Below are 24,608 nucleotides of genomic sequence, written 5' to 3'. Positions count from 1 at the left end.
CGCCCCGCCGGGTATGTCCCGGCCGCGCAGCGGGTCAGGTGGGCCAGCGCAGAACGTGCGGGGCCTGCGGCCGCTCGTGGTCGATCAGCACGTCGGCGTGGTCAGCCGGGGCCGCGGCCGCCCGGTACAGCTCCTGGCCGGGAAGGTAACGCGTCTGGTAGCGCTCGCGGACCGCGGCAGGCGAGCCGAACAGGGCGACGTCGCGATCCAACGCCTGGCGCAGCGACGCGGCCGGACTGATCTGCAGGAACACGGTGCGGTCCCAGCAGCCGCGCAGCTCGTCGCGGAGGAGGAAGACCCCGTCGACGAGGAGCACCGCCTCCGCCGGCGCCTCGCGGGTCGAGCCGTCGAGCGGGCAGTCGTGGTGAAAGTCGAACGCGGCCGTGCGGTAGCGCCGATCCCCGCCCGGGCCCAGCGGGTCGAGCAGAAGCCGCCGCAGCGCGGTGTAGTCGAACGCGTCGAGGAAGTAGCCCTGAGGGGACAGGGAACCTCGGCGGCGCCGCACGGCCCGCGGCTGGTGGAAGCCGTCGACACTGGCGCGGATGACGGGCCGGCCGCGGTCGGCGATCCCGCCGGCGAGTTCGTCGGCCAGGGTGGTCTTCCCCGCGGCGTCCGGCCCGTCGACCGCGACCCGCAGCACCCGGCCCGGGTAGCTGCCCACCAGCAGGTCAGCGAGCGCGCCCACCACACGCTCACGGGACGGCTCCGATCCCGATCCGACGATCACGGCATGACAGTAGTAGCTGGGCAGGCGCCGCGGTCAGCGGTGGGGGTGCTGGCCGGTGGGGCGAAGGACCAGCTCGCTGACGTCGACACTGTCAGGCTGGCTGAGGGCGAACAGGACCGCGCGGGCGACGTCGTCGGGGGCGAGCGCCGGGTCGGCGCCGCGTTCGGGTGCCCGCTCACCGCTGTTGACGAGACCGGGCTGCAGAAGGGTGACCCGGATGCCGGTGTGGGCGGCTTCGGCGCGGATCGACTGGGCCATCGCGGTGACCGCCCACTTCGTTGCCGAGTACAGCTGACCGGGGACGGTGACACGGCCGGCAACCGAACCGGTGAGGACCAGATGCCCCCGGGAACGTGCCAGGGCCGGCAGGGTCGCGCGTGCGACGAGGGCGGTGCCGTAGACGTTGGTCAGCACCATCTCACGCCACTGCTCGGGGGAACCGCTGCCGTGCAGGAACGACGTCGGGGCGAACACACCGGCGTTGGCGAACACGGCGTCGAGCCGACCGAAGGCCTTCTCCGCATGGGCGGGCAGCGCCGCGACCTGCTCCCAGTCCTGCACGTCGCAGGTCACGATGAGAGGCGTGGTCGCGGTGCCACCGAGGCTGTCGGCGAGGGCGTGCAGCCGGTGACGGGACCGCGCTGCGAGCACGAGCGAGAAGCCCTCGCGTGCTGCCAGGCGTGCGGTCGCGGCACCGATCCCGGACGAGGCGCCGGTGATCAGGAGTACAGGTGCGGTCATGCCCCACATCGTGCTGATCCGACGACTCCGCTGGTACGGCGTACTCAGCGCATCAGCTCAAGGCTGGTGGTTGCGGCTGGCGCCCTCGCGCAGCAGGTCGTACATCGCCCTGGCTCGGCGGGAGCTGGGCGCGGCGCCATCCCAGTCGATCAGGGCCCAGCCGCCCGGGGACCGGACGAGGTTCCACGGCGCGACGTCGTTGTGGCAGACGAGATCCTCCCGGTCCGGCGGGATGATCCTGTTCCACACCGCCCCGGCCGGGGACACGAAGCTGGCGAGAGCCTGATGCAGATCGGCCAGCATCCGGCCGATGGAGACCAGTTCGGCCGTCGCATTGGTGCCGGCCGGCGCGCCGAGCTCCCCCGGTAGGTACTCGAGCACCTGGCGTCCCTGCACGTCCCGGCCCAGCGGGCGGGGGGCGTCGGCGAAACCGACCAGGTGCAGGTGTTCGAGCAGCGCGTCGACCGCGTCGGTCCAGGGCCCGACCGGACGGCGCACGGTGCCGCCGGCCCGGACCACGCCGGTGGTGACATGTCCCGGCAGCGGCTCTTCGTCGTTACCCACCCCGCCATCCTCCTGTTTCGAGGAGGCCATGTCTGCCATGGTCGACCTCACCGGTCTTGAAGATCCCGTCTCGCCCTGCGCTACAGCCGACGGCTGTTACATGCCGGCTCACCCCGCACCGTGCGATCGGGTTCCGGACGGGACGCGTCGTCCGCGCTGCGCACAGAGACGGACTCTCACCGTAGAGTGCCACGGATCGTGTTCGGACGGATATCCGATGGGTATCGGAGGGATGACCAGATGCGTGGAGCCGCCCGCCGCCTTCCGGCCCTCGCCGCGTTTCTGCTGCTCGCCGCCTGCGGCTACGGCTACGACTACGGCGTGCACCAGACCTCCGTGACCATCCCACCGGTGGACGGTGTCCGGATCACGTCGATGACCGTCTTCTCCGGACGGTTTCCGCCGTGCCCCGAGGAGGGCAAGGATCTGCACGACCGTACGTATCCCGTCATCGAGCCCGCTGACGAGCGCAGGATCTCGGCCGCCTACGAGGTCACCAACGCCGACACCGAGGCGTTCACGTACACGATCCGGTTCGCGTTCATCGCGGATCCCCGCGACGGCGTCCGTAACGAGGAGAATCTCAGCCAGGTCGAGGCCAGCGAGGAGGAGACCGTGCGTGCGGTCGGGCCGGGTGTGACCGTGCGCGGCACGGTCCGGCAGGGGATGATCGCCCACGCATACTGCCCGGTGACCCGGGTCAGGGTCACCGGGGTGACCCGGGTACCCACTACCGAAGCCCCACCCGGGCCCGATGAGTGCCCACCGGGCGGCCTGCGACTCACCGTCGATGGCCGGGATGGCTCGATGGGTCTGCGTCAGCTGGGTCTGCGCCTGGAGAACTGCGGGACGCGTGACCACGCCCTCGACGGCTACCCGCTGCTGGAACTGCTGGACACCGACCGCGCCCGCCTCGACGGAGTTCAGATCCGGCACGGCAGCGGGGGTGTGTGGGGCATGGGGCCGGGCTTCTTCGACGAGCCGGCCCGTCCGCTGGTTCTGGCCCCGGGCGAGAGTGCCTATGCGGGTCTCGCGTGGCGCATGGACTCCACCGACATCCCGTATCTCAGGGTGCGTGCCCAGCAGGGCGCCGCCCCGGTGACCCTGACGCCGCACCTTGACCTCGGTGCCACCGGGACGCTGGCCGTCAGCCCCTGGACCCGCCGGTAGGCCGGGTGGGGGTGCCGAACCAGCGGGCCAGGTGAGGGCGCAGGTCCTGCTGGTCCTCGCCGACCCACGCCCCGCCGCCAGGGTCGCCCTCGCCCACCGCCGTGTCGCCCACCGCGCCGGCAGTGTCAGCGGGCGGTCAGGTGGCGGGGACAGTGCCTACGGCAGGAAACCTGCAACCCGGCGGGCCCGCCTCCGGTGCCAGTCCCCGGCCCGCGGCGAGGACGACACCTGGACCGGCAGGTCAGCCGGCCGCCACCCCCACCCGGCCCGCGGCGGGTCGGATGACGCAGCCGGGAGCCGGCGGTGCGGCCGCTCCCGCCCCGCCGCCCCGGGCGGGCACGCCGACTCCCCACCAGGCCCCGGCACCACCGCCGCCGCCGGTTCCCGGGCCACCGGACCCTGCACCGCCGCCTCCCACGGCGCCGTACGTCCCGCCGATGACCCAGCCGCCGCTACCTGTGCTGACGATGCGGCTGGTGCAGGCGTCGGGACAGTCCGATCCGGATCCGTCCTGTGTCCGTTTCTCGATCGCGTACGCGAACAGCGGCGCGGCGGCGACGACCACTAAGCAGTCGGCGGGTCGCCGTGACCGTCCCGAAGACGAGGAGGTCCATGGTGTCGACCACCGGGCCGGGCTCTGTCTCGGCCGCGGCGCGCAGGCGGGCGAGGCCCGCCTCGTAGGCGGTGTCACTGATCGTCCGCCCCTGGGCGCGCCCGCCGGAGTAAGGCCCCGGTTTCGGTGACCATCACCGGTCGAGGCTGGCCGTCAACGGGGGAGGGTCGCCGAGTGCAGCACCTGGCCGGCGCCGTCGCGGGCGAACAGTGACAGCGGCGGCCGCAGCGGCACCTGCTCGGACGTGTCGACCGTCCTGTTCCAGTAGAGGGCGAACGCGCCCGTGGCAGCGACGGGGAGGTTGATCGCCTCCCCGTTCGGGATCACAGCGAGCAGTTCCTTCACCTGCGGGGACACCCGCCCGAAGGCGTGCCAGAACCAGGTCGGGTGGACCCATTCGACGGTGCCGCCGTCCCCGGTGCTCGTGTTGAACACCTCGATCGGCGTTTGCGGTGGCTGGGAGAAGTCGGGGCTGCGGTCCGACTGCCACCACTGGAGCATGGGCTTGTCAGACCAGGAGAAGTCCGGCGGGCCGTCGCGGCCGACCCGTTCGACCAGGCAGGCGGCCAGGCCCTGGCTGTTCTGGACGAGCACAAGGGGGCCGTCGCCCGCGAAGAGCAGCCGGCCGCCGCTGTCCGCCGGCCCCGGGCGGCGGTTGTTCCCCGGGACGCAGCGGTGGACAACCGCCGCCTCGGCGTCGGCGTCGAGGAGCCGCCGGGTCTCGACGAAGCGGAGCGTGACCGGCTCGCCTCCCGGGCCGGCGGGGAGCACCACAGGTGGGGGTCCGGCCGGACGGGGCGACCCGGCCGGTGCCGCCGCCGTGCCTTCGTCGCGGGGGTCGCCGCATGCCCGAACGCCACCGACGAACGCCACCGACGATTGCCGGTGGGCGTGCGGCCGTCGCGTTGATCTTGCCGGGCGCGCGCGGCACGGTGAGGCGCGGGAGCGTGGCCGCGACGCCCTGGCGCGGGACGTCGCGGCGCTGGCGAACAGTGCCGGTGGGCTCCTCGTCAGCCGGGCGGCGACGGTCGCGCCGGTGCCTGTCTCCACCGGGGACCTGCGCTGGATGGACACCGTGCTCGCGACGCCACTTCCCGTCCTCGACCGGCCGGGCGGACATCGATGATCTCGCCGAGGACGGACCGCGGCTGGTCGCGGCCACGCACTATCTCACCACCCTGCTCTTCCAGGAGTTCGGCTACGCCGAACCCGCCCAGACCAGCGGCGACGGGCGGATCCGGCTCGCCGGCTGGGCGACCTGGCGCACCGAGTACCTGGTCTGGGCCAAGGAGAGCGGGATCCCCGTCGACACCCCCGACCGGGACTGACACCCCCGCCGTCCCGGCGCGTGACGGGCCTGATGCCCGGCCGAGAGCGTGTTCGACGGTGACGTGGTGGTCCCCGACGGTCCTCGGGACGCCGTCACCCCGACCAACGCCGAGCACGACCGGCCGAGCGGTGTGCGTGAGCAGATCGGCTGGCTGCACGCGGCCGGCTTCCGGAGGCTGAGCGTCAGGCGGCGTCGAACAGCAGGGGAGCGAGTTGTTCGAGCTGGTCGACGGCCGCGGGAAGGTCCGCCGCGAACGGGTGCACCAGCACATGATCGGCGCCAGCGTCGAGCTGGGCGGTCAGCCGGGCCGCGACGTCCGCCCTTTCGCCCCAGGCGAGAAGGTCGTCGACCAGCCGGTCGCTGCGCTGGCCGGTCACGTCGGACTCGCCGTAGCCGAGCCGCAGGTAGTGCACCGTGTAGGGCGACAGCGGAGCGCCCGCGCCCATCGCGAGCACGGCCCGCAGCCGCGACCGGGCGGTGTCCGCGTCGGTGTCGAGCAGGACGGCCTGATGGGCGATGACGAGACGGTCCGGCCCGACGGCCGCGCGGGCCGCCGCCGTATGGGCCACCGGTTGCAGGAACGGGTGGACACCGTCGGCGCGGTCGACGGCGAGGTGGTGGGCGCGGGGTCCGAGCGCGGCGAGAACACGCGGGTAGGCGGGAGCCGGCAGCTGGGTCAGGCGCTGCGCGGCCTGGTCCATCGCGTCGAGGTACTCCCGCAGCTGGGTCAGGGGCCGTTCGCCCGCATGGCCACCGAGGCCGAGCACGAACCGGCCGGGATACGCCTCGGCCAGCGTCGCGGCGCCGGTGTGCATCGCGACCGCCGCGCGGCTGCTGATGTTCGCGATACCCGTGCCGACGACGATGTGTTCGGTCGCAGCGAGCATCAGCCCGTGCTGGGTGAACACCTCCCGGCCGCCGGTGGACGTACCGGGTGGCGTCTCCCCGCTCCACAGTGAGCCGTAGCCGAGCCGTTCGATCCGGGCGAACTGGCTGCGCTGCACCGCCACCGGAGTTTCCAGCAAGGTGAAGGGGGCCACCCACACCCCGAACCTGCCCAGCCGGCTCCGTGTCTCCACTACCGTCCCCACCGCTTACTCCCGCCGTCGCCGTCGGCATCGCCCCGCCAGAAGCGGAGGCAGCCTCCTGTAAGGGGGCACAGCCTAACCGGAGGAAGCCTCCGCATGTGTGTGCGGGGTGCGGGTAGCCTCCGATCGTCAGGCAGGGGAGGGAACAGCGATGGACGGTGCGACCAGGGCACGGCCCCTGCGTGCCGACGCCCGCGCGAACTACGAACGGCTGCTCGCCCAGGCACGCCTCGCCTTCGCCGAACACGGCACCGGCGCGTCCCTGGAGGACATCGCCCGGCGGGCCGGGGTGGGAACCGGCACCTTCTACCGGCACTTCCCCTCCCGGGACGCCCTGCTGCAAGCCGTTCTGCATGACCGGTTCGAACGTCTCAGCGCGCGCGCCGACGCACTGGCGGCCACCGCGGAGCCCGGTGTCGCGCTCACCGTCTGGCTCCGCGAGTTCGTCGAGTTCACCGGGGCCTACCGGGGACTCACCGCCGCACTCCTGCAGACCCTGCGCGACCCCTCCACCGAGCTGTACGCCGCCTGCGCGGCCGTGCGCGCGGCAGGAGCGACCCTGCTCGCCGGTGCGCAGCAGGCCGGCGTGATCCGCGCCGACCTGGCCGCCCCCGAGCTGTTCGCCCTGGTCAGCGGCCTGTCATGGGCCTGCGAGCAGAGCACGGGCACCGTCGATGTCGACCTCCACGTCGACCGGCTCCTCACGCTCACCCTCGACGGTCTACGGGCAGACGGCACCGTTCGCTAGCGTCACGCCCACGAGTCGTCGGTGGATCGTGGCGTCCTATCCTGTTCGGATGCGGGAATCCACGGCGGGTCACGAACGTCCGGCACGCGGCTTCGAGCTGATCTGCGAGATCGAGCCGCCGACCCGGCCGGACCTGACCCATGCCCGCCATCAGATCGGTGTCCTGAGCCCCGTCACCGACGCGTTCCTGATCCCCGACAACCACATCGGACGCGCGACCGTGTCGAGCATCGCCGTCGCCCACGAGGTGCAGACGATGGGCGGACGCAGCATCGCCTGCGTGAACTCCCGCGACCGTAACCTGCTCGGCTTCCGCCGCGACCTGCTCACCGCAGCGGCCTACGGCGTCGAGGAGTTCCTGTTCGTCCACGGCGACAAACCCACCGCCGGGAACCGGACCAGCGACCTGACGGTGCGCGCGATGATGGACGAGGCCCGCGCGGCCGGCGAGGATCCGGTCTTCGCGGACATGCCGGCGTTCCGGGTCGGCGCCGCGGCCGGCCTACGTCCACTGCCCGCGTGGAAACGAGCGGCCGACTTCCTGTTCGTACAGGTCAGCTACTCGGTGGACGCCCTGCTGCGCTGGCGCGACGCCCACCCGGTCGAACTGCCGGTCTACGCCGGCGTGATGGTCCTCGCGAGCGCCGGGATGGCCCGCCGCCTCGCCGCGACCATCCCCGACATCGACATCCCCGACGACCTCGTCCACGCGGTCGAACGGGACCGAGCTGCCGGGGTCGAAGCGGCCTGCGAGCAGGTACTACAGCTGCGCGACAGCGGCGCCTTCGCCGGTGTGCACCTCGTTCCGGTCAGCCGCTACCGCCAGGTCGCCACCCGACTTGAGGACCTTCTCTAACCCCCGGGCCGTTTCTCGCAGGTCTCCTGGGACCCCTGCCGGACAGCGCGCCGTAACCCCCCAATACAGGCAGTCAGGGAGCGGTAGCGGGCGATCATCGGACCATGGAACCTTGTACTGGACCCGGCGCCGGTGGCGATCCGTTGGCTCCCGTGGGCATCCGGCGCCACGGAGCCTGCGCGAAAACCCGTTGGCGGAACACGGTGACCGCTGCTAGTTTGCCCGAGGCCGTGCGAGAGAACGAGGAGGTGGTACCCGTGAACGCAGTATCGACATGGGTGCTCCCCTCCGGGGTCACGGTCGGGCGATAGGTCGTCCGGGAGCGCCGTTCGCGAGCACTCCCGAAAGGCACGACCATGCGATTCACCTCTGAACAGCGCCTCGACGACGGCGTCCTCGAACGCGCATTCACCCTCGGCGAGATCCCCGGCATCCTGTGGACGCCCGCATCCGCACCGGCACCGGCCCCGCTGGTCCTGCTCGGCCACCCCGGCGGACTGCACAGGATGTACCCCCGACTGGTGGCCCGGGCCCAGCGCTCCGCGGCGGACGGCTTCGCCGCGGCCACCATCGAACTCCCCGGAAGCGGTGACCGGCCCCGTTCCGCCGTCGCCGAGCAGGCCCGCGCCGACCTGCACCGGGCGCTGGAGGCCGGCGAGCCGGTCGACGAGGAGATCATCGACCGGCTCGTCCTCCCACTGGTCGAGAAGGCGGTCCCGGAATGGCAGGCCGCCCTGGACTCCCTCCTCTCGCTGCCCGGGATCGGCGGCCCCGTCGGATACGCGGGAGGGGTGATCTCCATCGGCATCCGGCTGGCGGTGGTCGAGCCACGCATCTCGGCCGCCGTTCTGTTCGCCGGGAGCTTCGTGCCCCACGCCATGTTCGAGGAGGCCCGCCAGGTCACCCTTCCGCTGCACGTCCTGCTGCAGTGGGACGACGAAGGAAACGACCGGCAGCTGGCCCTGGACCTGTTCGACGCCTTCGGCTCCAAGGAGAAGACGCTGCACGCCCAATATGGGCGGGCACACCGGCGTCCCGCAGTTCGCGGGGGACGCCGCGGCCCGGTTCCTCACCCGGCACCTGACATGAGACCCGTCCGTCCGGCTGGCACCAGGCGATAGGAGATGCCGGCCCGGCCACGGTCATCGAGGATCGAGGACGGATCCCGGCTTTCCTCCTACCGACATCCCTTCACAGGCGGCAGGCCTGGTGTGCGGCGAGGGCGTGCTCGACGAAGGTCGTCTTGCCGTGGCTGTAGGCGTCCCAGTCGTCACGGAACTGCGCGGCGAGGGTTCGTTTCAGCTCCGCGTAGGCGCGGGCCTGGGCGGCATGCGTACGCAGATGGTCACGGAAGGCGAGATGGCGCGCCAGTTCGGGGCTGTCCGCCACGCAGACATAGAGGTGGTGCGCGGGCGCGGCGGCGGGGCTGGTGAGGCGTCCCGCCCGACGATGCCGAGGTCGTAGTCGGCGATGACGACGGGTGTACTCACGCCACGTTCCCAGTCGGCGCGCCCGCCGCGACACCATCCACCCGTTCCGTTTCATCGTTACGTATCAAGACGACGTAACGATGAAACGAAACAAGGGCTGGTAGCGGTGGGTAGCCGTCACTCCCCCGATTTCTAACGCCCGAGAAGGGAGGCTTATCGGGCGTCAGGTCTGTGAGGGTGCCTGGGGGAGCGCGCCCGTCCGCGGACGGGCGCGCGGGGACGACCGTATCCGTTTCACTCTCACAGTGAGACGTATCGAAACGATACGGAACTGGTGGGTGGTGGTGGTGTGCGAAGGCGGGCGGACCCCCGGTCGGTCAGCGCAGGTGCGCCGTGCCGGCGGCGGCTGTGTCGGCGGCGGCGGCGCGGCTACTGTCGGGGCGGACTCGCACTGGGAACGTGGAGGCGGCATTGACTGAGCAGAGTGGCCCGGAACGAGATCGGCAAGGCGGGCCGAGGAACCTCGACGAACGGCTTCGAGCTGATCTGTGAGATCGAACCGCCGACTCGGCCCGATCTCACCCACGCCCGCCACCAGATCGGCGTTCTTGCCCCGGTCGCTGACGCCTTCCTGATTCCCGACAATCACCTGGGGCGTGCGACGGTGTCCAGCATCGCCGTCGCCCATGAGGTTCAGGCGATGGGTGGGCGCAGCATCGCCTGCGTGAACTCCCGTGACCGCAACCTGCTTGGATTCCGCCGCGACCTGCTCACCGCCGCCGCCTACGGCGTCGAGGAGTTCCTCTTCGTCCAGGGCGACAAGCCCACCGCTGGGAACCGGGCCGGTGACCTCACCGTACGCGCCATGATCGACGAGGTTCGCGCGGTCGCCGACGACCCGGTCTACGCGGGCCGGCCCGCCTTCCGCGTCGGCACGGCGGCGGGCCTGCGACCGCTGCCCGCCTGGAAGCACGCGGCCGACTTCGTCTTCGTCCAGGTCAGCTACTCGGTGGACGCCCTTGTGCGCTGGCGCGACACCCACCCGATCGATCGGCCTGTCTACGCGGGCGTGATGGTCCTCGCCAGCGCCGGGATGGCCCGGCGCCTCGCCGCGGCGATCCCCGACATCGACATCCCCACCGACCTCGTCGAACGCGTCGAACGCGACCAGGCCGCCGGAGTCGACGCCGCCTGCGAACAGATCCTCCGCCTACGCGACAGCGCCGCGTTCGCTGGCGTCCACCTTGTCCCCGTCAGCCGCTACCGCCACGTCGCCGCCCAGCTCGAAGGACTCCTCTGACCTGATCCGACAGTCGTTCCGTCGGCCGGCGGCTAGCGGTGAACAGCGCCGCTTTCGCCGATGTGGGTCGGGACCGTCTCCCCGATGGGGAAGTACGTCAGCCGGGTGTCGTTGTTCGACCGGAACTCCACCACCCCGAGCGATGCTCTTCTACGCCGGTCTGGGCGCTGAAAAGGCGTCCCGGCTGTGGGTGAGGAACTCTCGTACCGCGGGGTTGGGTGTGTTCTTCCAGATCAGGGCGAGCAGGGCGGGGGTGCCGGCGTCGAGGGTCAGGGCGGTGAGCCGGTCGCGGTAGGCGGCGGCCATCGAGGTGCTGAGGATCCCGATGGCGAGCCCGCGGGTGGCCAGGTCGGCGATCGCGTCGGCGGCGCTGGCCTGCAGTGTGATTCTCGGTGTCACGCCGTGTGCCGCGCAGGCCTGGTCGAAGACGGTGCGCAGGCCGGTGCCCGGTGGCATGCAGGCGATCGGATGGGCGGCGAGGTCGGCCAGGGTGACGTGCCGCTGCCGGGCGAGGGCGTGGCCGGGCGGGACAGCGGCCACGAGCTGGTCACAAGTGATTGTCAGTGCCTCCAGCCCGTCAGGGGTGGTGGTGGCGCATCCGACGAGGGCCAGGTCGGCCTGGCCGGCGCGTACCTGGTGGACGAGCTGGTCGGATGCGCCCTCCAGCAGGAGGATCTCCACTCCGGGATGGGCCTGGTGGAAGGCGGCGAGGGCATCGAACAGGGGGGTGACGGTGCAGCCGGTGACCATGGCGACGGTGAGCCGGCCACGCAGGAGGCCGGTGACCGCGTCGACGGCCTGGCGGAGGGCCGCGGCGGCGGCGAGTGCGGCGCGGGCGGGTTCGAGCGCGGCTTTCCCGGCTGTGGTGAGGGTGGCGGTGCGGGTCGAGCGGTCGAACAGGTCGGTGCCGAGCTCGCGTTCGAGCTGGCGGATCTGGGCGCTGACCCCGGACTGGCTGATGTGTACCCGTTCGGCCGCCCGGGTGAAGGTCTGCTCCTCGGTGACCGCGACGAAGTACTCCAACTGACGCAGTTCCATGAGCGAAAATTCTAGCTATCAGAAGATCTATCTGTTGGACTTCTGGTCGGGGTGGCGGTCAGGGTGGGAGGCGGCCGAACCCGACCCCTGGAAGGATCCCCATGCCGGACTACGAGCAGTACGAGAAGGCCAGGCGTCCCGAGGACATCACCCGCCTGTTCGTCGAACGGTCCAATGCCGGTGACGCGGCCGGGGTCGCCGCGCTGTACGAACCCGACGCGGTGCTGGCCTACCCGCCGGGCGCCCAGACAGTGGGCCGGGAGGCCATCCGCGCGCTGTGGGAGAAGGTGTTGGCGGGCCGTCCTCACTTCGAGCCGGAGCCGCCGCTGCCGACCCTGGTCAGCGGCGATATCGCCCTCACCTCGACCCCGCCGGCCGACGGGACCGGAGCTCGGGCTCAGGTCGCCCGCCGCCAACCCGACGGAAGCTGGCTGAGACTGCTCGACCAGCCCGAGTTCGCCCGCCCCGGACCCGACGGGCCGGCTCGGTAACGGTCGTATCAGTACGGTCGTCCGCGTGGAACAACATCAGCAGGCGAAGCCGCGGATAACCCTGACTACCACGATGGTTCTCCGGCCGATGCTGCGCGACCCTCTCGCGACCCATGACCTGGCCGACCTCGTCAGGAAGTCCGGGCTCCCAACCGGCGCGGCCCAGTCGGTCCTGGGCCGGCTGGGCGCTGCCGGCTGGCTGTCGAGATCCCAGCAGGGGGACGCGGCAGCGCCGGACGAACGCGAACGACCGGCGCGGTCAGTGGTCCGGTTCACCGCCCAGGGGGCCACCGCCGCCCGCGAGGCCCTTGCCCGACCACGCCCCGCTGTCCTCGTCGTCGCGTGCGCGGTCGGTGTCGTGGCCGGGGTCCTTCTCGGCGTCGGAGCCCACGGTCTCGGCGTCGGAGCTGTCACGACCGGGATCGTCGCCGGTGTCTGCGCAGGCGCGGTCGGCGCGGTACGCATGACCTACGCCTACCCCGGCACTTCTGCCACTCTCGCCGGCGGCGCCTGTGTCGGCGCGGCCACCGGCATCAACGCAGGGATCAACGTCCTGCGCTCACCCGCCGAGTTGACGGCCGACGCCTTCGTCGACGCCGGATTCATCGCCGGTCCCCTCGCCGGAGTCGGCACCGCCATCGTCACCATGCTGGTCGTCCTCGCCGCCGCCGTCCTCATCGACATCCGCTCGATGGAAGCGCCACGACGCGGACCGGACGGGAACCCACCCGTGCCGCGGACCCACCCAGCCGGCTCCGCGAGCACCGAGGGCTTCGACGATGCCGGGCGGGCCGACAGGCCGGACATCCTCGCAAGTGGACCATCACCGCACTGACACACCCGCGGTGACCTGCCTCCCGTTGCCGGCCACCGCGGATCACCTGAGCGGCATCGGCACGACGATCACAGTTTTCTCCTCTTTCTCCTCGTCGGCGATGTGCCGCTCGAGCAGCAGCTGTCGCTGGGCCAGCCGGTCGGCCGGGATCGATCGACCCGGGGGAATCGGCGGAAAATCGGGATCGGACATGTCACCTCACTCCCCGGGCGCGGTCCACCCGCACAGTGGGAGCAGGCTCGCCTGTGCCTTCGGCCGCAGCCACGACCAAAGGCCGCCGGGCGGCGAGCCGCGCACGCGCACGCGCCAGCCTCGAACGCACCGTCCCCACGGGAACGCCCAACGCCATGGACGCCTCGGCGTACGTCAGGCCCTCCACCGCCACCATCATGATCACCTCCAGCTCGTTGCGTTTCAGTGATCTGAGCTCACCCAGCACCTCGGTCATCCGACGCTCGTCGGCGAGCCGCCCGGCGTTGGTTACGCATCACATTCGTCGCCACGCCCAGCAGCCACGGTCGCAGCGACCCCGACACGACGACCGCGTCGGCCCGACGCCGCCACGCCTCCAGGAAGACCACGGACGACGCGTCCTCCGCGGCGCTCCACGAACCGAGCCGGTGGAAGCAGTACGCATAGACAGCGGTGAAGTGCCTGCGGAACAGGCAGCCGAACGCCGCTCCCCCGTCCCCCGCCGCGACCCGAACCAAAAGGTCATCAAGTGAAATTGGCCCGTCTCTGATCTTGGTGGTCTAGCGTCGACCAGGTGTCCGCTGTCCCCGTCGAGCGCGCCGAAGACGAGTTCGGGTTGGAGTTCGTGGACGCGTCCGGGGCCCGGCGCCGGGAGACGCTGACGGCGTGTTGGGATGTGCCGTTCGAGGTCGCCGGGCCGGTGCGGGCATGCGGACGGCAGTGTTCGGCCGGGTCGACGATCGGGTCGTTGCCGCGATGCGGACCGCGATCGAGGAGGCTACAGACGCCTCGTCGCGCACGGCGGGGTTCATCCTCTGGCGCACCGAGCAGATCCTCGCCGCCGACGCGGAGGTGGCTATGCCGTCGCGGCGGACCCTCTACCGGCTGTTCGACAAACTCGCCCACGGCCGGCACATCACCGGCTCCGTCCGGGCTCGGCAGTCGCTGGCCGCCCGTCCCGAAGGCCCGTTCTCCCAGGCGCTGGTCGCCGCGCCGGGCGAGCTGATGCAGATCGACTCGACACCGCTGGACGTGCTGGTCCGGTTCGACGACGGGACGGCGGGACGGGTCGAGCTGACCGGGATGGTGGACGTCGCGACCCGGACCATCGCCGCCGCGGTGCTGCGACCCACGGCGAAGGCCGTCGACGCTGGTGTTCTGCTGCGACCACGGCAAGGTGTTCATGTCTCGGACGTTCCGCGCCTCCTGCCGCTTCCTGGGGATCAACCTCCAGCCGGCCCATGAGGGGACCCCGACCGACAAGCCGCATTACGGCGCCGAGGCGCTCAACCCGTTGCGCCGCCAGCCCTCCGGGGTGACGGAGAAGAAGAACCTCTGGGAGATCCACCATGATCCCTACGACGTCCGCGGCCTGCCCGACAGCACCGAACAGGAGATCGCCGACGCGGTGACGGACCTCCTCGAACGCGCTCACCGCGGCCCCGCCCAACCTGAGGCGGCGGCTGGGCCCATACCGTCACGGCGAGAACGGCGGGTGGCTGCGCGCACCCGCGCCACCAGCCCACGCCGGCCAGACGGCGCCGTCTCTGCCGATCAGGACACCGACTCCGACGCCGCGACAGTCAGCCCGCCCGCAAAGGTCATTCCTCTGCCGGTCTTCGACCCGTTCGCCGAAGCCGAGAAACGCTGGTGACCACCACCCCGACCGCGCCGTCACCCGCACGACCCGATACCGCCGACGACCACCGGCAGCTGACCACTCTCGAAGGCTGGCGGGCGTTCACGAGCACGGCCACGATCCCGCCAGAGCTGCTTGGCGCCGCGCGCTGGGCGGCGCTGAGCGAACCGGACCGAACCCTCTATGACGAGCAGCGGCTGGACTACCACACCCGCCTCACCGCGGTCGGCACCTCGACCCTGCGGCATGTGGTCAACGCCGGCCGGCGCCTCACCCTGCTCAACCGGCACGCCGTCTCGGCCCGCCGCGGCCTGATCCTGTCCGGGGCCGCCGGCACCGGCAAGACCACCACGATCACCCAGTTCGGCAAAGCCCACCAGGCGATCGACCGCCGCCGCCACCCCGGCGTCGACGGCCGCATCCCGGTGGTCTACGTGACCGTCCCGCCCGCCGCGACCCCGCGGATGCTCGCAGTCGAGTTCGCCCGGTTCCTCGGCCTGCCCCTCACCACCCGGGCGAACATCACCGACGTCATCGAAGCCGTCTGCGGTGTCGCCGTCGACACCCGCGTCAGCCTCATCTGCGTGGATGAGATCCACAACCTGACCCTGGCCACCCGGGCCGGCGCCGAGGTCTCCGACACGCTGAAGTACTTCTCCGAACGCATCCCCGCCACCTTCATCTATGCCGGGGCATCGACGTCGAACGCAACGGCCTGTTCTCCGGCACCCGCAGCCGTCAGATCGCCGGCCGGTTCAGCCTGATCGAGACCGCGCCATTCCCCTACGCCGACGAATGGAAGGGCCTCGTCGCCACCCTCGAACAGGCGCTGCGGCTGCACCACCACATCGAAGGAACCCTGACCGAGCTCGACCGCTACCTGCACCAGCGCACCGGTGGAATGATCGGAAGCCTGTCGCACCTGATCCGCGGCTACCTGCGCCGCACCTCAACAGCCAGCCCGGCCAGGACTCCACCCTCCGCCTCGACTGGCTCACCGCCCTGGCCGGCAGGACCGTGCCCGAACTTGAACGAGCCCTCGCCGACCCGATCCGACGCCAGGCCGACAAACCCTCGCTGTTCACCGCCATCCGCGACGACGCCCACGACACTGGCCACTCGATCCGCGCTCTCGCCGACCGGCACGGCGTCCACCGCCGCACCGTCCGCCAAGCCCTCGCGTGACCCACGCTCCCGGCGCGGAAGAAACCACCGCCTCGCCGCTCCCGGCTGGACCCCTTCAAGAACGCGCTCGACGCGATGCTGCGCGCCGAGCGGGACGACCCGACCCAGCGGCCCCTCACCATCCAGAGGATCTTCGACCGGCTCGGGGCCGACCACGGGATGACCGACGTCTCCTACTCCACCGTCCAGCCAGCACTACGTCGCACGACGCCGCGACGAGCTACCACCACGCTGAGTAATGGTGCGAAGGGGTCGAAGGCCGCCGATCGCACTACGTTTACAACGAGCATTTTCGGGTCAGTCCCGGTCGGGCAGGGCAAGACCGGCTTGAAGGTCACGAATGATCGTGCCGAGTTGGCCTGATGTGAGGAGCCCGGGCCCGAGAGGACCTGACCGATTCTCGCCGACAGGTGGGAGGACTCGCAGGGCGGCCCGGACCTCCGCCGTCATGTGATCGAGCTGCCAGCGGATCTCATCCTCGACGGCTCCTGGCCTGCCGGGGGCCGCCAGGCCGGCCGCTTTGGCTGCATACGCGGCGGTGCCCAGTGCGTGCGCGCCCATGTGGCAGATGGCCACGGCTTGACCGGTGGCTCGGGCGGCGGCAGCTGCCGCGGGAGCCTTCACATCACCGGCAGCGACGCCACCCACGAATCGACGGCGAATCTCCTCGGCAGTGTTCAGCTCTCCCCGGGCGAACGCCCGGGTCCGGGCGATGGCAGCGCGAGGGCGGTCATCCTTGGGAGCTTCGGCCTCGAACAGCCCCAGAACCCGCTCTGCGCAATCGGCGGCCCACGCGGCGACAAGACGCCGATCAGCTTCGCTGAGCGTCTGCGGAGATCCCACCACGCTAGCTTTACATAGCTGATCAGAAGCGCCGAGCGTCAACTCCCAGCGCGAGCGCCTTGGCGGCAGCCACCACCCTGAGTGACGAAACGGATGCGTGTAGGGGGCCGGCGATGAGTGATCCGCAGGGTGAACCGCGATCGGTGGTGCGCCGCCTTGCCGGCGGCGCCGCGATCCTCCTGGGCGCCGTGGCGCTGCTGACAGGACGAGTCAGCTGCGGCGTGGGAGTGGACAACGGCACCGTCGTCGACCTCGACGACAACCGTTTCCGGCCGCCCACCCCCGTCACCGGGCCGTCCCTGTCCCCGGACCCGGATGGCCTGGTCGCGCCGCAGACCGCCGGCGGTCTGCGGCGCGACCAGGCCACGGAAGCAGCGGTCGCCGATCTGGCGGCGCGGGCCCAGGACCAGCTTCCGGCGAACGCGGTCGACACGGAGAGCATCGTCCACGCCGTCTACCGCGCGGTCTGGGGCGAGGTGCTGTTCTTCGGCGGGGCGGTGACCGATGCCGACAGCCTGCTGACCGCGTTCCGCACCGGCGCGGCCCGTAACGGCGCCACGGTGACGGACATCGACCCCGGTACGGGCGGAGGCCGGGCCGCCTGCTCCTCGCACGCCTCGGATCCGGACGTGGCCATACCCACCTGCATCTGGGTAACCGCCGACGCGTTCGGCCAGACTTTCCCCCTCATCCCGAGAGACGCCGCCGCACCGTCGGTGCCCACCCTGGCCGACCTGGCCGACCTGACCCGCCGCATGCGTCCCGACCTCGCCGCGTTCGTGCACCCACAGCCCACCGCGGCCCCACGCCCGACCAGCTGAGGAAGTGCCTGACGGCAGATGGTGAGCTGGCCGCCCTTGGGCAGTGGCGGAGCTGTAAGGAACGGGGGATGCCGGACATCCTCTCGGTAGGGACCCGAGGGGAGACGTGGTGCGCACCGAGGATCCACGGGCGGCGTTCACCGTCCTGTACGAGGCCCACTACATCCCGGTACTGCGGTACGCCCTGCGGGAGGTAGCCGGAGACGCAGCTCATGATGTCGTCGCGGAGACGTTCATGACCGCGTGGCGGCGCCTCTCCGACGTGCCTGATCCGCCGCTGCCGTGGCTGCTGGGTGTCGCGCGCAGGGTGGTGGCGAACCGGCGCCGCGGCGAGACACGTCGGCGGCGGCTGCAGCTCGCCGTGTGGGAGCAGGCGACGCTGACCGGAGGTAACCCGGCCGAGGCGCTCGTCGAACGGGACGCCGTGCGCGCCGCGTTGGGACGGCTGTCCGCCGCCGACCGGGAGCTGCTCACGCTCATCGGCTGGGATGGTCTGAGCGTCCGCGAGGCTGCCCAGGTCCTGGGCATACCCGCAGGCACGGCGTCCGTCCGCCTGCACCGTGCCCGGCGCCGTCTCCAGGACCAGCTGGCGGCCCCCGCGGCGGCGCCGGTTGGTCCGGACCAACCGCATCATCCGTTCTCCACCGCCGGGGAGGCATCATGATCGGCGATGTTCGGAAGGTCCGCCGCATCCTTGCCGGTCACGACCCGGCCGGCGACATCGACGCCACGAGGGCCACGAGGATGGAGCGCACAGCTGTCCTCGCGCGCATCCTCGCCACCGCAGCGGACCCGAACGCGGACGGGGGCGGGGATGGGGACGTCCGGCCTTCCCGCCGGCCCCGCGCGCGGTGGCTGGTGGCGGTGGGGATCACCGCCACCCTGGTAGCGATCATGGTGACGCAGGTCGGCCTGCCGCGCCACGCCGCCCCGTCCGTGGCCCAGGCGGCGACGCCACCCCCGCTGGCCTACCAGGCCGTGGCGGGCAGCGCCCGGGAGGTGCTGCTGGCCCTCGCCGGCCGCATCCGTGCGACCGAGGACCCCGCACGGAGCGGCGCTCGCTACCGGTACGTGCGGACGCAGAGCTGGAGCCTGTCCACCCGCGTCGACGGGATCCAGGTCCGTTCGGTGGTGCTTCCCGAGATCCGTGAGGTCTGGCGTGCCCCCGACGGCTCCGGGAGCCTCCGGACCGTCCCGGGCGAGCCGTGGTTCCCCACCGAGGACAGGGAGCTGGTCTGGGAGCAGGAGGGGCGTCCGCTGGCAGACCCCGCCGACGAGACCTTCCCGGCCGGCGGGCTGGGTTCCCTGTACCCGGTGGACCTGCCCGCGGCCACGTCCGCGCTGGCGGACCTTCTCACCGCCGGTCATCCGGTGGAGAACGGCCCCGCGGAGACCCTTGTCGCGGTCACCGACCTCTACCTCGAACAGGTTCCGCCCGCATCGGTCCGCGCCGCTCTCCTCGACATCCTCGCCGCCACCGCGGACCTGTACGTGCAGGGCAGCACCGTCGACCGGGCCGGCCGGCCCGCTCTCGCGGTCGCGGTCGACAGTGCCATGTCCGGGCTGCCGACCCGCTATGCCCTGCTCCTCGACCCGGTCGACGGCCGTCTCCTCGGGCAGGAACAGACGCTCACCACCACCGCCGGGGCGCTCGACGTTCCCATTCCCAGCGTCATCTCCTACACGGCCTTCCTCGACGCCGCCCGCACCGACGGGATCCAGCCCCCACCGCGCTGAGAGTCGGCTGCGGTACCGGGCGGGCGACGCGGCCGCGGGCAGCGTTCGGATGCCCGGTGACCGCGGTCGAGGCAGGCCCGCGCCGGGTGAATCCAGGGGCCGGGGGGCGAGGGCCGGTGGCTGCGCGACGCGGGTCTGTGGCCCACGGTCGCCTGGCAGCACCGTGACCTGGTGGTCATCGCCGCCGACAGCATTCCTCAGACGGGGACGGGATCCAGGTCGGCACCGTCAAAGGGCGGATAGCTTTCGCCGCCTGTCCGCTCGGCCGCATCAATGTAGGTGGCAAGGGCGTCGCGGGACTGGGCGAGCCGGTCCAGCTGGTCGTTCAGCTGCGCCAGCCGTGCGCGCATCGCGGCCAGCAACTCGGGGCAGCCGGACAGTTCCGGGGCCTCGCCGACCGCGCAGGGCAGCAGGTACGCGATGTCCTCGGAGAACAGGCCGGCGCCCAGCAGGTGCCGGATCTGCGTCACGCGCAGCACGGCGGACTCGTCGTATTCGCGGTAACCGTTTCCGCGGCGGTCCGCCTCCAGCAGGCCCCGGGCCTCGTAGTAGCGCAACTGGTGGGCGTTGACACCCGTCTCGGACTGATGGGCCGGGCACTCGCCGGCGCGTTCCTGAAAGCCGGGCATCCCACCACCGTGTGGAACCGTACGACGTCCAGGACCGACCAGCTGGTCGCCGACGGCGCGCGGCTGGCGCCGACGGTCGGCGACGCGCTCACGGCAGGTACTGCGCGACGTTGATCAACCTGACGTCGGGGAGCTCGGCCCAGGCCCGGGACACCGCCCGCTGGGCCGAGCGGCACGGCGCCCGCTACCTGGACGGCGCGATCATGGCCGTTCCGCCGGCGGTCGGGACCGCCGAGGCGGTGATCCTGCTCAGCGGCCCGCAGGCGGAGTCCGAGGCCCACCAGCCGACACTCGGCGCGCTCGGCACCGTCGCCTACCTCGGCGCCGACCCGGGGCTCGCGTCCCTGTACGACGTGGCCGGCCTGGCCATGATGTGGAGCGTTCTGAACGCCTGGCTTCAGGGCACGGCCATGCTCCGGACCGCCGGCGTCGACGCCGCGACGTACGCACCGTTCGCGCAGCAGATCGCCACCGTGGTCGCCACCTGGCTGCCGGGCTACGCCGAGCAGATCGACAGCGGCGTCTTCCCCGCCACCGTGTCGGCGCTGGAGACCGACGCGCGGGCGATGACACACCTGATCGAGGAGAGCGAGGCGGTGGGCGTCAGCACCGCACTACCCACGCTGATCAAGACGATGGCCGACCGCTCGATCGCCGCCGGACACGGCGCGGAGCAGTACCCCGTGCTGATCGAGGAGTTCGGGAAACCCCGCAACGACTGACAGCGGCAGAACAACGGGGTGACGGGAGACAGGAAACCCCTTTCCACCACTTTCAACATATAGCACGCCGGGGGTCTTGCCGCAAGACCCCCGGCGCACCGCAGAATCGCAGGCCGGGTGCCGAAACCCGCACCCACCGAGAATCCGCGCGCTCACAGCGAAAGGGGATCCATGCCTGATGTGATCATTGTCGGTGGCGGGCCGACCGGGCTGATGCTCGCCGGCGAACTGCGGCTGCACGGCGTGCACACCGTCATCCTGGAAAGGGAAACGGAGCCGAACAGGCACGCCCGGGCACTGGGCCTGCATGTCCGCAGCATCGAAATCATGGACCAGCGTGGCCTGCTCGACCGTTTCCTCGCACACGGGGTGAAACACCCCCTCGGTGGTTTCTTCGCCGGCATCACGACACCGTTCACCGGGCACCTCGACACCGCACACCCGTACATCCTCGGCATTCCGCAGCATCGCACCGAAGCGCTGCTCGCCGCCCGGGCCACCGAACTCGGCACCGAGATCCGCCGCGGCCACACCCTGGTCGGCCTCGACCAGGACGACCAGCAGGTGTGCGCCCAGCTCGCGGACGGCACCCGCCTGCACGCCCGGTACCTTATCGGTGCCGACGGTGGGCGCAGCACCGTCCGCACCGCCGCCGGTGTCGCCTTCCCCGGCGAACCCGCCGGCGTCGAATGGCTCCTCGGCGAGGTGGAGGTGACCGCCGCCGCGGACACGCTCGCCGCCGCGGCCGCCGACCCCGCCGTCGCCACCGCCGGGCTGCGGTTCGGCCCCGCACCGCACACCGACGGCGTGTACCGCTTCGTCGCCCGCGCCGACGGTGTCGCCGACGGGGGCCGGGCGGCGCCGCCGACACTGGAGGAGTTCCGGGCCCGGCTGCGCACCCTGGCCGGCACCGACTTCGGCGCGCACACCCCCCGCTGGCTCACCCGGTTCGGGGACGCCACCCGCCAGGCGGAGCACTACCGCACCGGCCGGATCCTGCTCGCCGGCGACGCCGCGCACATCCACCCGCCGATGGGAGGGCAGGGCCTCAACCTCGGCATCCAGGACGCGTTCAACCTCGGCTGGAAACTCGCCGCCGCCGTCGCCGGCTGGGCACCTGACGGGCTGCTCGACACCTACCACACCGAACGGCACCCGGTCGCCGCCGACGTCCTGGACAACACCCGCGCCCAAAGCCTGCTGCTGTCCCCCGAACCGGGCCCGCAGGCCCTGCGCCGGCTGCTGTCGCAGCTGATGGACATCGAGGAGGTGAACCGGTATCTGATCGAGAAGATCACCGCGTTCGGTGTCCGCTACGACTACGCCGGCAACGGCAACGGGGACGGGGACGGGGCGGCGCACGGCCTGCGCGGCCGGCGGATCCGCGACCTCACGCTGAAGGAGCACGGCCGGCTCTACCCCCTGATGCACGGCGGCCGCGGACTGCTGCTCGACCAGACCGGTGGGCTGACCGCGGCCGGCTGGTCCGACCGGGTCGACCATGTCATCGACCTCGGTGACGAGCTGGACGCCCCCGCCGTCCTGCTCCGTCCCGACGGCCACGTGGCGTGGGCCGGTGACGATCAGCAGGACCTGGCCCGCCACCTGCACCGCTGGTTCGGCACGCCCACCTGACATCCGAATGGCCATGCCCGTCGCGACGGGGGACGGGGTCCCCAGCTGTCACCGCCGGGGCGGGCATGGTGGAGACGTGGACAGAACCGAATGGGGCGACCTCCTGCACCACTGCGTGGCTGACCCGCCCGGGCCAGGGCCCGGCCCGCGGGGCCTGGTGCCGCAGCTGCCGTCACCGGTGGTCGAGGTGGACGACGACCGGCTGGCCGCCCGCGGAGTGCGACTGCTCCTCAAACGGGACGATCTGATCCACGCCGACGTCCCCGGGAACAAGTGGCGCAAGCTCGCGCTCAACCTGACCGCGGCCGTCGACCAGGGCCATCACACGCTGCTCACGTTCGGTGGGGCGTACTCGAACCATGTGGCCGCGACCGCCGCCGCGGGCTGGCATCACGGGCTGGCGACGATCGGGGTGATCCGCGGGGAGGAACACCACCCCCTCAACCCCGTCCTCGCCGCCGCGGCGGCCCACGGCATGCGGCTGACCTACCTGGACCGCACCCGCTACCGGGCCCGGGACGACCCGGCGCTGCACACCGAGCTGCACGACCGGTTCGGCCGCTTCTACCTGCTCCCCGAAGGCGGCAGCAACCCACTGGCGGTCCGTGGCTGCGCCCAGCTGGCCACCGAACTCCTCACCCAGGTCCCGACAGTGGACGTGGTCTGCGTACCGGTCGGGACCGGCGGCACCCTGGCAGGTCTCGCCGCGGGCCTCGCCGGACTCGGGGACCGCGCCGCCGGGCACACCACCGGCCCGGACGTCGGCCCGGACGTCAGCCGGGATGCCCGGCGGCGGGCGGTGGGAGTCGCGGTGCTGCGCGGCGGGTTCCTGCCCGGGCAGGTCGCCGCCCTGCAACAGGCCACGTTCACCGCGGCGACGGCGAACTGGACGGTGCTCGACGGCTTCCACAGCGGCGGCTACGCCCGCCGCGACCGGACCCTCGACCTGTTCATCGCCGACTTCGCGGCCCGGCACGGCCTGACCCTGGACTGGGTGTACGGCGCGAAGATGATGCGCGCCCTCTACGCCACGGCCGGGGACCGGCACCTCCCGGCCGGGTCGACGGTCGTCGCCGTCATCACCGGCCGCTGCGACGACGACGCCGGCGACGGCACGGAACGGCCGTAGGAAGGCGCCCGCAGCGCTACGGTGCGTCCGGGCCGGACACCACAGGCTCCCCGGACTCCCCGGACTCCCCGGGATCCCCGGGTTTCACAGGTTTCACGGACGCCACAGGCGGTCCGGGTGACGGGCGGGTGGCGGCGTAGAGCCGGCGGACGACATCCTCGATGTCGGGTTCCTCCACGGTGAAGTCGACGACGTCGGCGATACCGGTCACCGCGGCCAGGACCCGCGCGGCGGTCGTCGTCTCCGCGTCGAACGCCAGCCGCTGCCGCAGACCGTGCGCCTCGCTGCCCAGATGCCGGGCCGCGGGGATAGCGGTCAGGTCCCCGGTCGGAGCGGCGAGATCGACGACGAGCACCCGGTCGGCACCCGCGGACCCGGCCAGGCCCGGCAGGTCACCGTCGTAGGCGAGGCGACCCTGGTCGATGACCAGCACCCGGTCACAGAGCCGTTCGACGTCCCCCATGTCATGGGTCGTCAGCAGCAGGGTCGTGCCCTGCGCGGCCCGTTCGGCGATCAGGAACTCGCGCAGCCGCTGCTTGGACAGGACGTCCAGACCGATCGTCGGCTCGTCGAGAATGATCAGCCGGGGACGGTGCAGCAGCGCCGCGGCGATCTCGGCGCGCATCCGCTGCCCCAACGACAGCTGCCGCACCGGCGTCGCGAGGAACTCACCCATCTCCAGCTGCTCGACCAGCTCACCGGTGCGGGCCCGCCCCGCGGCCGCGGGCAGCGCGTGGATCGCCGCGAGAATCCGAAAGGAATCCCGGACCGGCAGGTCCCACCACAACTGGGACCGCTGCCCGAACACCACCCCGATCTGCCGCGCCAGCCGCCGCCGGTCCTTCACCGGCCGCAACCCGCAGGTGTGCACCGTGCCACTGGTCGGCACCAGGATCCCGGCGAGCATCTTGATCGTGGTCGACTTCCCGGCGCCGTTCGCACCGATGTAGCCGACCGCCTCCCCGGCCCCGATCCGCACGGTGAGACCGTCGACGGCCGTCAGCCGCCGCCGGCGCATCCCGTCACGCACGCTGAACTGCCGCGTCAACCCGACCATGTCGACGATCGCCGGCGGGTCGGCGCCGCCAGCGCCATCCGTGCCGTCCGTCGCAGGTTCGGGGCCCCCGGCACCCGCACAGGTGCTT

The 24,608-nt window shown here is 71.9% G+C and carries 30 protein-coding genes and 2 pseudogenes; 18 read left to right on the top strand and 14 right to left on the bottom strand.

The features are described from left to right. Positions 1 to 34 precede the first annotated feature (34 nt). The 3 genes from B207_RS0128270 to B207_RS36060 all read right to left on the bottom strand — a co-directional run bounded on the left by B207_RS0128270 (position 35) and on the right by B207_RS36060 (position 2,032). A complete protein-coding gene (locus tag B207_RS0128270) occupies positions 35 to 688 on the bottom strand; it encodes a nucleoside/nucleotide kinase family protein (protein ID WP_195905373.1) in 654 nt (217 codons plus the stop codon). Between the two features lie 72 nt (positions 689 to 760). Then, positions 761 to 1,468: an SDR family oxidoreductase gene (locus B207_RS0128265; protein WP_018640062.1), complete on the bottom strand. Its 708-nt coding sequence runs from the start codon at positions 1,466 to 1,468 to the stop codon at positions 761 to 763. A gap of 57 nt (positions 1,469 to 1,525) precedes the next feature. Next, entirely contained in the window at positions 1,526 to 2,032 is a 507-nt protein-coding gene (locus tag B207_RS36060) for an aminoglycoside phosphotransferase/kinase family protein (protein WP_018640061.1), read from the bottom strand. Positions 2,033 to 2,272: 240 nt separating this feature from the next. Here B207_RS36060 and B207_RS0128255 point away from each other — a divergent pair, with 240 nt between their 5' ends. After that, entirely contained in the window at positions 2,273 to 3,202 is a 930-nt protein-coding gene (locus B207_RS0128255; protein ID WP_018640060.1) for a DUF4232 domain-containing protein, read from the top strand. A gap of 241 nt (positions 3,203 to 3,443) precedes the next feature. Here B207_RS0128255 and B207_RS0128245 read toward each other — a convergent pair whose 3' ends face one another. Both B207_RS0128245 and B207_RS0128240 read right to left on the bottom strand, forming a co-directional pair. Continuing rightward, on the bottom strand, positions 3,444 to 3,767 hold the full coding sequence (locus B207_RS0128245) for a hypothetical protein (RefSeq protein ID WP_018640059.1): 324 nt from the start codon (positions 3,765 to 3,767) through the stop codon (positions 3,444 to 3,446). A 201-nt stretch (positions 3,768 to 3,968) separates the two neighbouring features. Beyond that, entirely contained in the window at positions 3,969 to 4,589 is a 621-nt protein-coding gene (locus B207_RS0128240; protein WP_018640058.1) for a hypothetical protein, read from the bottom strand. 173 nt (positions 4,590 to 4,762) lie between these two features. On the opposite strand from B207_RS0128240, the gene B207_RS0128235 reads away from it, so the two are divergent. After that, entirely contained in the window at positions 4,763 to 5,143 is a 381-nt protein-coding gene (locus tag B207_RS0128235; RefSeq protein WP_154675674.1) for a hypothetical protein, read from the top strand. 184 nt (positions 5,144 to 5,327) lie between these two features. On the opposite strand, the gene B207_RS0128230 is transcribed toward B207_RS0128235, so the two are convergent. Further along, a complete protein-coding gene (locus tag B207_RS0128230) occupies positions 5,328 to 6,224 on the bottom strand; it encodes a TIGR03620 family F420-dependent LLM class oxidoreductase (RefSeq protein WP_018640056.1) in 897 nt (298 codons plus the stop codon). Positions 6,225 to 6,384: 160 nt separating this feature from the next. Between B207_RS0128230 and B207_RS0128225 the strand changes: the two genes are divergently transcribed. From B207_RS0128225 to B207_RS36055, 3 genes and pseudogenes are all read left to right on the top strand, one after another. Continuing rightward, entirely contained in the window at positions 6,385 to 6,981 is a 597-nt protein-coding gene (locus B207_RS0128225; protein WP_018640055.1) for a TetR/AcrR family transcriptional regulator, read from the top strand. A 49-nt stretch (positions 6,982 to 7,030) separates the two neighbouring features. Beyond that, the gene (locus tag B207_RS0128220) at positions 7,031 to 7,837 is read left to right on the top strand and encodes a methylenetetrahydrofolate reductase (protein WP_018640054.1); all 807 of its coding nucleotides are present in this window, start codon (positions 7,031 to 7,033) and stop codon (positions 7,835 to 7,837) included. Between the two features lie 356 nt (positions 7,838 to 8,193). Then, a pseudogene (locus tag B207_RS36055) lies at positions 8,194 to 8,926 on the top strand (alpha/beta hydrolase). 102 nt (positions 8,927 to 9,028) lie between these two features. On the opposite strand, the gene B207_RS39175 reads toward B207_RS36055, so the two are convergent. Continuing rightward, positions 9,029 to 9,364 carry a GrpB family protein gene (locus tag B207_RS39175; RefSeq protein WP_230205280.1) on the bottom strand — a complete coding sequence of 112 codons (336 nt, stop codon included), beginning with the start codon at positions 9,362 to 9,364 and terminating at the stop codon, positions 9,029 to 9,031. Positions 9,365 to 9,751: 387 nt separating this feature from the next. Here B207_RS39175 and B207_RS0128205 point away from each other — a divergent pair, with 387 nt between their 5' ends. Continuing rightward, positions 9,752 to 10,567 (top strand): methylenetetrahydrofolate reductase, encoded by an 816-nt coding sequence (locus B207_RS0128205; protein WP_018640052.1) that lies wholly within the window; start codon positions 9,752 to 9,754, stop codon positions 10,565 to 10,567. Between the two features lie 150 nt (positions 10,568 to 10,717). Here B207_RS0128205 and B207_RS0128195 read toward each other — a convergent pair whose 3' ends face one another. Beyond that, positions 10,718 to 11,605: a LysR family transcriptional regulator gene (locus B207_RS0128195; protein WP_026311531.1), complete on the bottom strand. Its 888-nt coding sequence runs from the start codon at positions 11,603 to 11,605 to the stop codon at positions 10,718 to 10,720. A gap of 101 nt (positions 11,606 to 11,706) precedes the next feature. Between B207_RS0128195 and B207_RS0128190 the strand changes: the two genes are divergently transcribed. Both B207_RS0128190 and B207_RS37365 read left to right on the top strand, forming a co-directional pair. Beyond that, positions 11,707 to 12,096 carry a YybH family protein gene (locus tag B207_RS0128190; protein WP_018640049.1) on the top strand — a complete coding sequence of 130 codons (390 nt, stop codon included), beginning with the start codon at positions 11,707 to 11,709 and terminating at the stop codon, positions 12,094 to 12,096. Between the two features lie 88 nt (positions 12,097 to 12,184). Further along, the gene (locus B207_RS37365) at positions 12,185 to 12,931 is read left to right on the top strand and encodes a hypothetical protein (RefSeq protein WP_154675672.1); all 747 of its coding nucleotides are present in this window, start codon (positions 12,185 to 12,187) and stop codon (positions 12,929 to 12,931) included. Positions 12,932 to 12,973: 42 nt separating this feature from the next. Here the strand turns inward: B207_RS37365 and B207_RS40250 are convergent, their stop codons facing one another. From B207_RS40250 to B207_RS43100, 3 genes are read right to left on the bottom strand one after another with little or no spacing between them, the layout of a single operon-like run. Then, positions 12,974 to 13,123 (bottom strand): hypothetical protein, encoded by a 150-nt coding sequence (locus B207_RS40250; RefSeq protein WP_018640047.1) that lies wholly within the window; start codon positions 13,121 to 13,123, stop codon positions 12,974 to 12,976. A gap of 1 nt (position 13,124) precedes the next feature. After that, complete coding sequence (locus B207_RS42105) at positions 13,125 to 13,379, bottom strand: RNA polymerase sigma factor (protein ID WP_018640046.1); 255 nt, start codon at positions 13,377 to 13,379, stop codon at positions 13,125 to 13,127. Continuing rightward, positions 13,360 to 13,641: an RNA polymerase sigma factor gene (locus tag B207_RS43100; protein WP_407671474.1), complete on the bottom strand. Its 282-nt coding sequence runs from the start codon at positions 13,639 to 13,641 to the stop codon at positions 13,360 to 13,362. The genes B207_RS42105 and B207_RS43100 overlap by 20 nt, the downstream gene beginning before the upstream one ends. Before the next feature lie 190 nt (positions 13,642 to 13,831). Between B207_RS43100 and B207_RS42100 the strand changes: the two genes are divergently transcribed. The 4 genes from B207_RS42100 (at position 13,832) to B207_RS42085 (ending at position 15,947) form a co-directional block, all read left to right on the top strand. Further along, complete coding sequence (locus tag B207_RS42100; RefSeq protein WP_230205279.1) at positions 13,832 to 14,368, top strand: hypothetical protein; 537 nt, start codon at positions 13,832 to 13,834, stop codon at positions 14,366 to 14,368. Then, positions 14,307 to 14,777 (top strand): hypothetical protein, encoded by a 471-nt coding sequence (locus tag B207_RS42095; protein ID WP_230205278.1) that lies wholly within the window; start codon positions 14,307 to 14,309, stop codon positions 14,775 to 14,777. Before B207_RS42100 ends, B207_RS42095 begins: the two co-directional genes overlap by 62 nt. Then, positions 14,774 to 15,526 carry an ATP-binding protein gene (locus B207_RS42090; RefSeq protein WP_051102702.1) on the top strand — a complete coding sequence of 251 codons (753 nt, stop codon included), beginning with the start codon at positions 14,774 to 14,776 and terminating at the stop codon, positions 15,524 to 15,526. Before B207_RS42095 ends, B207_RS42090 begins: the two co-directional genes overlap by 4 nt. A 253-nt stretch (positions 15,527 to 15,779) precedes the next feature. After that, on the top strand, positions 15,780 to 15,947 hold the full coding sequence (locus tag B207_RS42085) for a helix-turn-helix domain-containing protein (RefSeq protein WP_018640045.1): 168 nt from the start codon (positions 15,780 to 15,782) through the stop codon (positions 15,945 to 15,947). A gap of 297 nt (positions 15,948 to 16,244) precedes the next feature. Here B207_RS42085 and B207_RS39160 read toward each other — a convergent pair whose 3' ends face one another. After that, entirely contained in the window at positions 16,245 to 16,790 is a 546-nt protein-coding gene (locus B207_RS39160; RefSeq protein WP_084692358.1) for a putative immunity protein, read from the bottom strand. Positions 16,791 to 16,903: 113 nt separating this feature from the next. On the opposite strand from B207_RS39160, the gene B207_RS0128150 reads away from it, so the two are divergent. The 3 genes from B207_RS0128150 to B207_RS0128140 all read left to right on the top strand — a co-directional run bounded on the left by B207_RS0128150 (position 16,904) and on the right by B207_RS0128140 (position 19,348). Beyond that, positions 16,904 to 17,611: a hypothetical protein gene (locus B207_RS0128150; protein WP_018640042.1), complete on the top strand. Its 708-nt coding sequence runs from the start codon at positions 16,904 to 16,906 to the stop codon at positions 17,609 to 17,611. A 109-nt stretch (positions 17,612 to 17,720) separates the two neighbouring features. Further along, positions 17,721 to 18,275: an RNA polymerase sigma factor gene (locus tag B207_RS0128145; protein ID WP_230205277.1), complete on the top strand. Its 555-nt coding sequence runs from the start codon at positions 17,721 to 17,723 to the stop codon at positions 18,273 to 18,275. Then, the gene (locus B207_RS0128140; protein ID WP_018640040.1) at positions 18,272 to 19,348 is read left to right on the top strand and encodes a CU044_5270 family protein; all 1,077 of its coding nucleotides are present in this window, start codon (positions 18,272 to 18,274) and stop codon (positions 19,346 to 19,348) included. Before B207_RS0128145 ends, B207_RS0128140 begins: the two co-directional genes overlap by 4 nt. A gap of 197 nt (positions 19,349 to 19,545) precedes the next feature. Here the strand turns inward: B207_RS0128140 and B207_RS0128135 are convergent, their stop codons facing one another. Continuing rightward, positions 19,546 to 19,977, bottom strand: coding sequence for a MerR family transcriptional regulator (locus B207_RS0128135; RefSeq protein ID WP_018640039.1), 432 nt, complete (start codon positions 19,975 to 19,977; stop codon positions 19,546 to 19,548). On the opposite strand from B207_RS0128135, the pseudogene B207_RS36035 reads away from it, so the two are divergent. From B207_RS36035 to B207_RS0128120, 3 genes and pseudogenes are all read left to right on the top strand, one after another. Beyond that, positions 19,936 to 20,699 (top strand): annotated as a pseudogene (locus B207_RS36035) (NAD(P)-dependent oxidoreductase). The gene B207_RS0128135 and the pseudogene B207_RS36035 overlap by 42 nt on opposite strands. Before the next feature lie 171 nt (positions 20,700 to 20,870). Next, positions 20,871 to 22,334: an FAD-dependent monooxygenase gene (locus B207_RS0128125; protein ID WP_026311528.1), complete on the top strand. Its 1,464-nt coding sequence runs from the start codon at positions 20,871 to 20,873 to the stop codon at positions 22,332 to 22,334. A gap of 76 nt (positions 22,335 to 22,410) precedes the next feature. Then, positions 22,411 to 23,463 (top strand): 1-aminocyclopropane-1-carboxylate deaminase/D-cysteine desulfhydrase, encoded by a 1,053-nt coding sequence (locus B207_RS0128120; RefSeq protein ID WP_018640036.1) that lies wholly within the window; start codon positions 22,411 to 22,413, stop codon positions 23,461 to 23,463. A gap of 16 nt (positions 23,464 to 23,479) precedes the next feature. Here the strand turns inward: B207_RS0128120 and B207_RS36030 are convergent, their stop codons facing one another. Then, positions 23,480 to 24,520: an ABC transporter ATP-binding protein gene (locus B207_RS36030; protein WP_154675681.1), complete on the bottom strand. Its 1,041-nt coding sequence runs from the start codon at positions 24,518 to 24,520 to the stop codon at positions 23,480 to 23,482. Positions 24,521 to 24,608: the final 88 nt, after the last annotated feature.

The organism is Parafrankia elaeagni (assembly GCF_000374165.1).
In the GTDB taxonomy this organism is placed as follows: domain Bacteria; phylum Actinomycetota; class Actinomycetes; order Frankiales; family Frankiaceae; genus Parafrankia; species Parafrankia elaeagni.
This window is presented reverse-complemented; position numbering and strand designations above follow the sequence as displayed.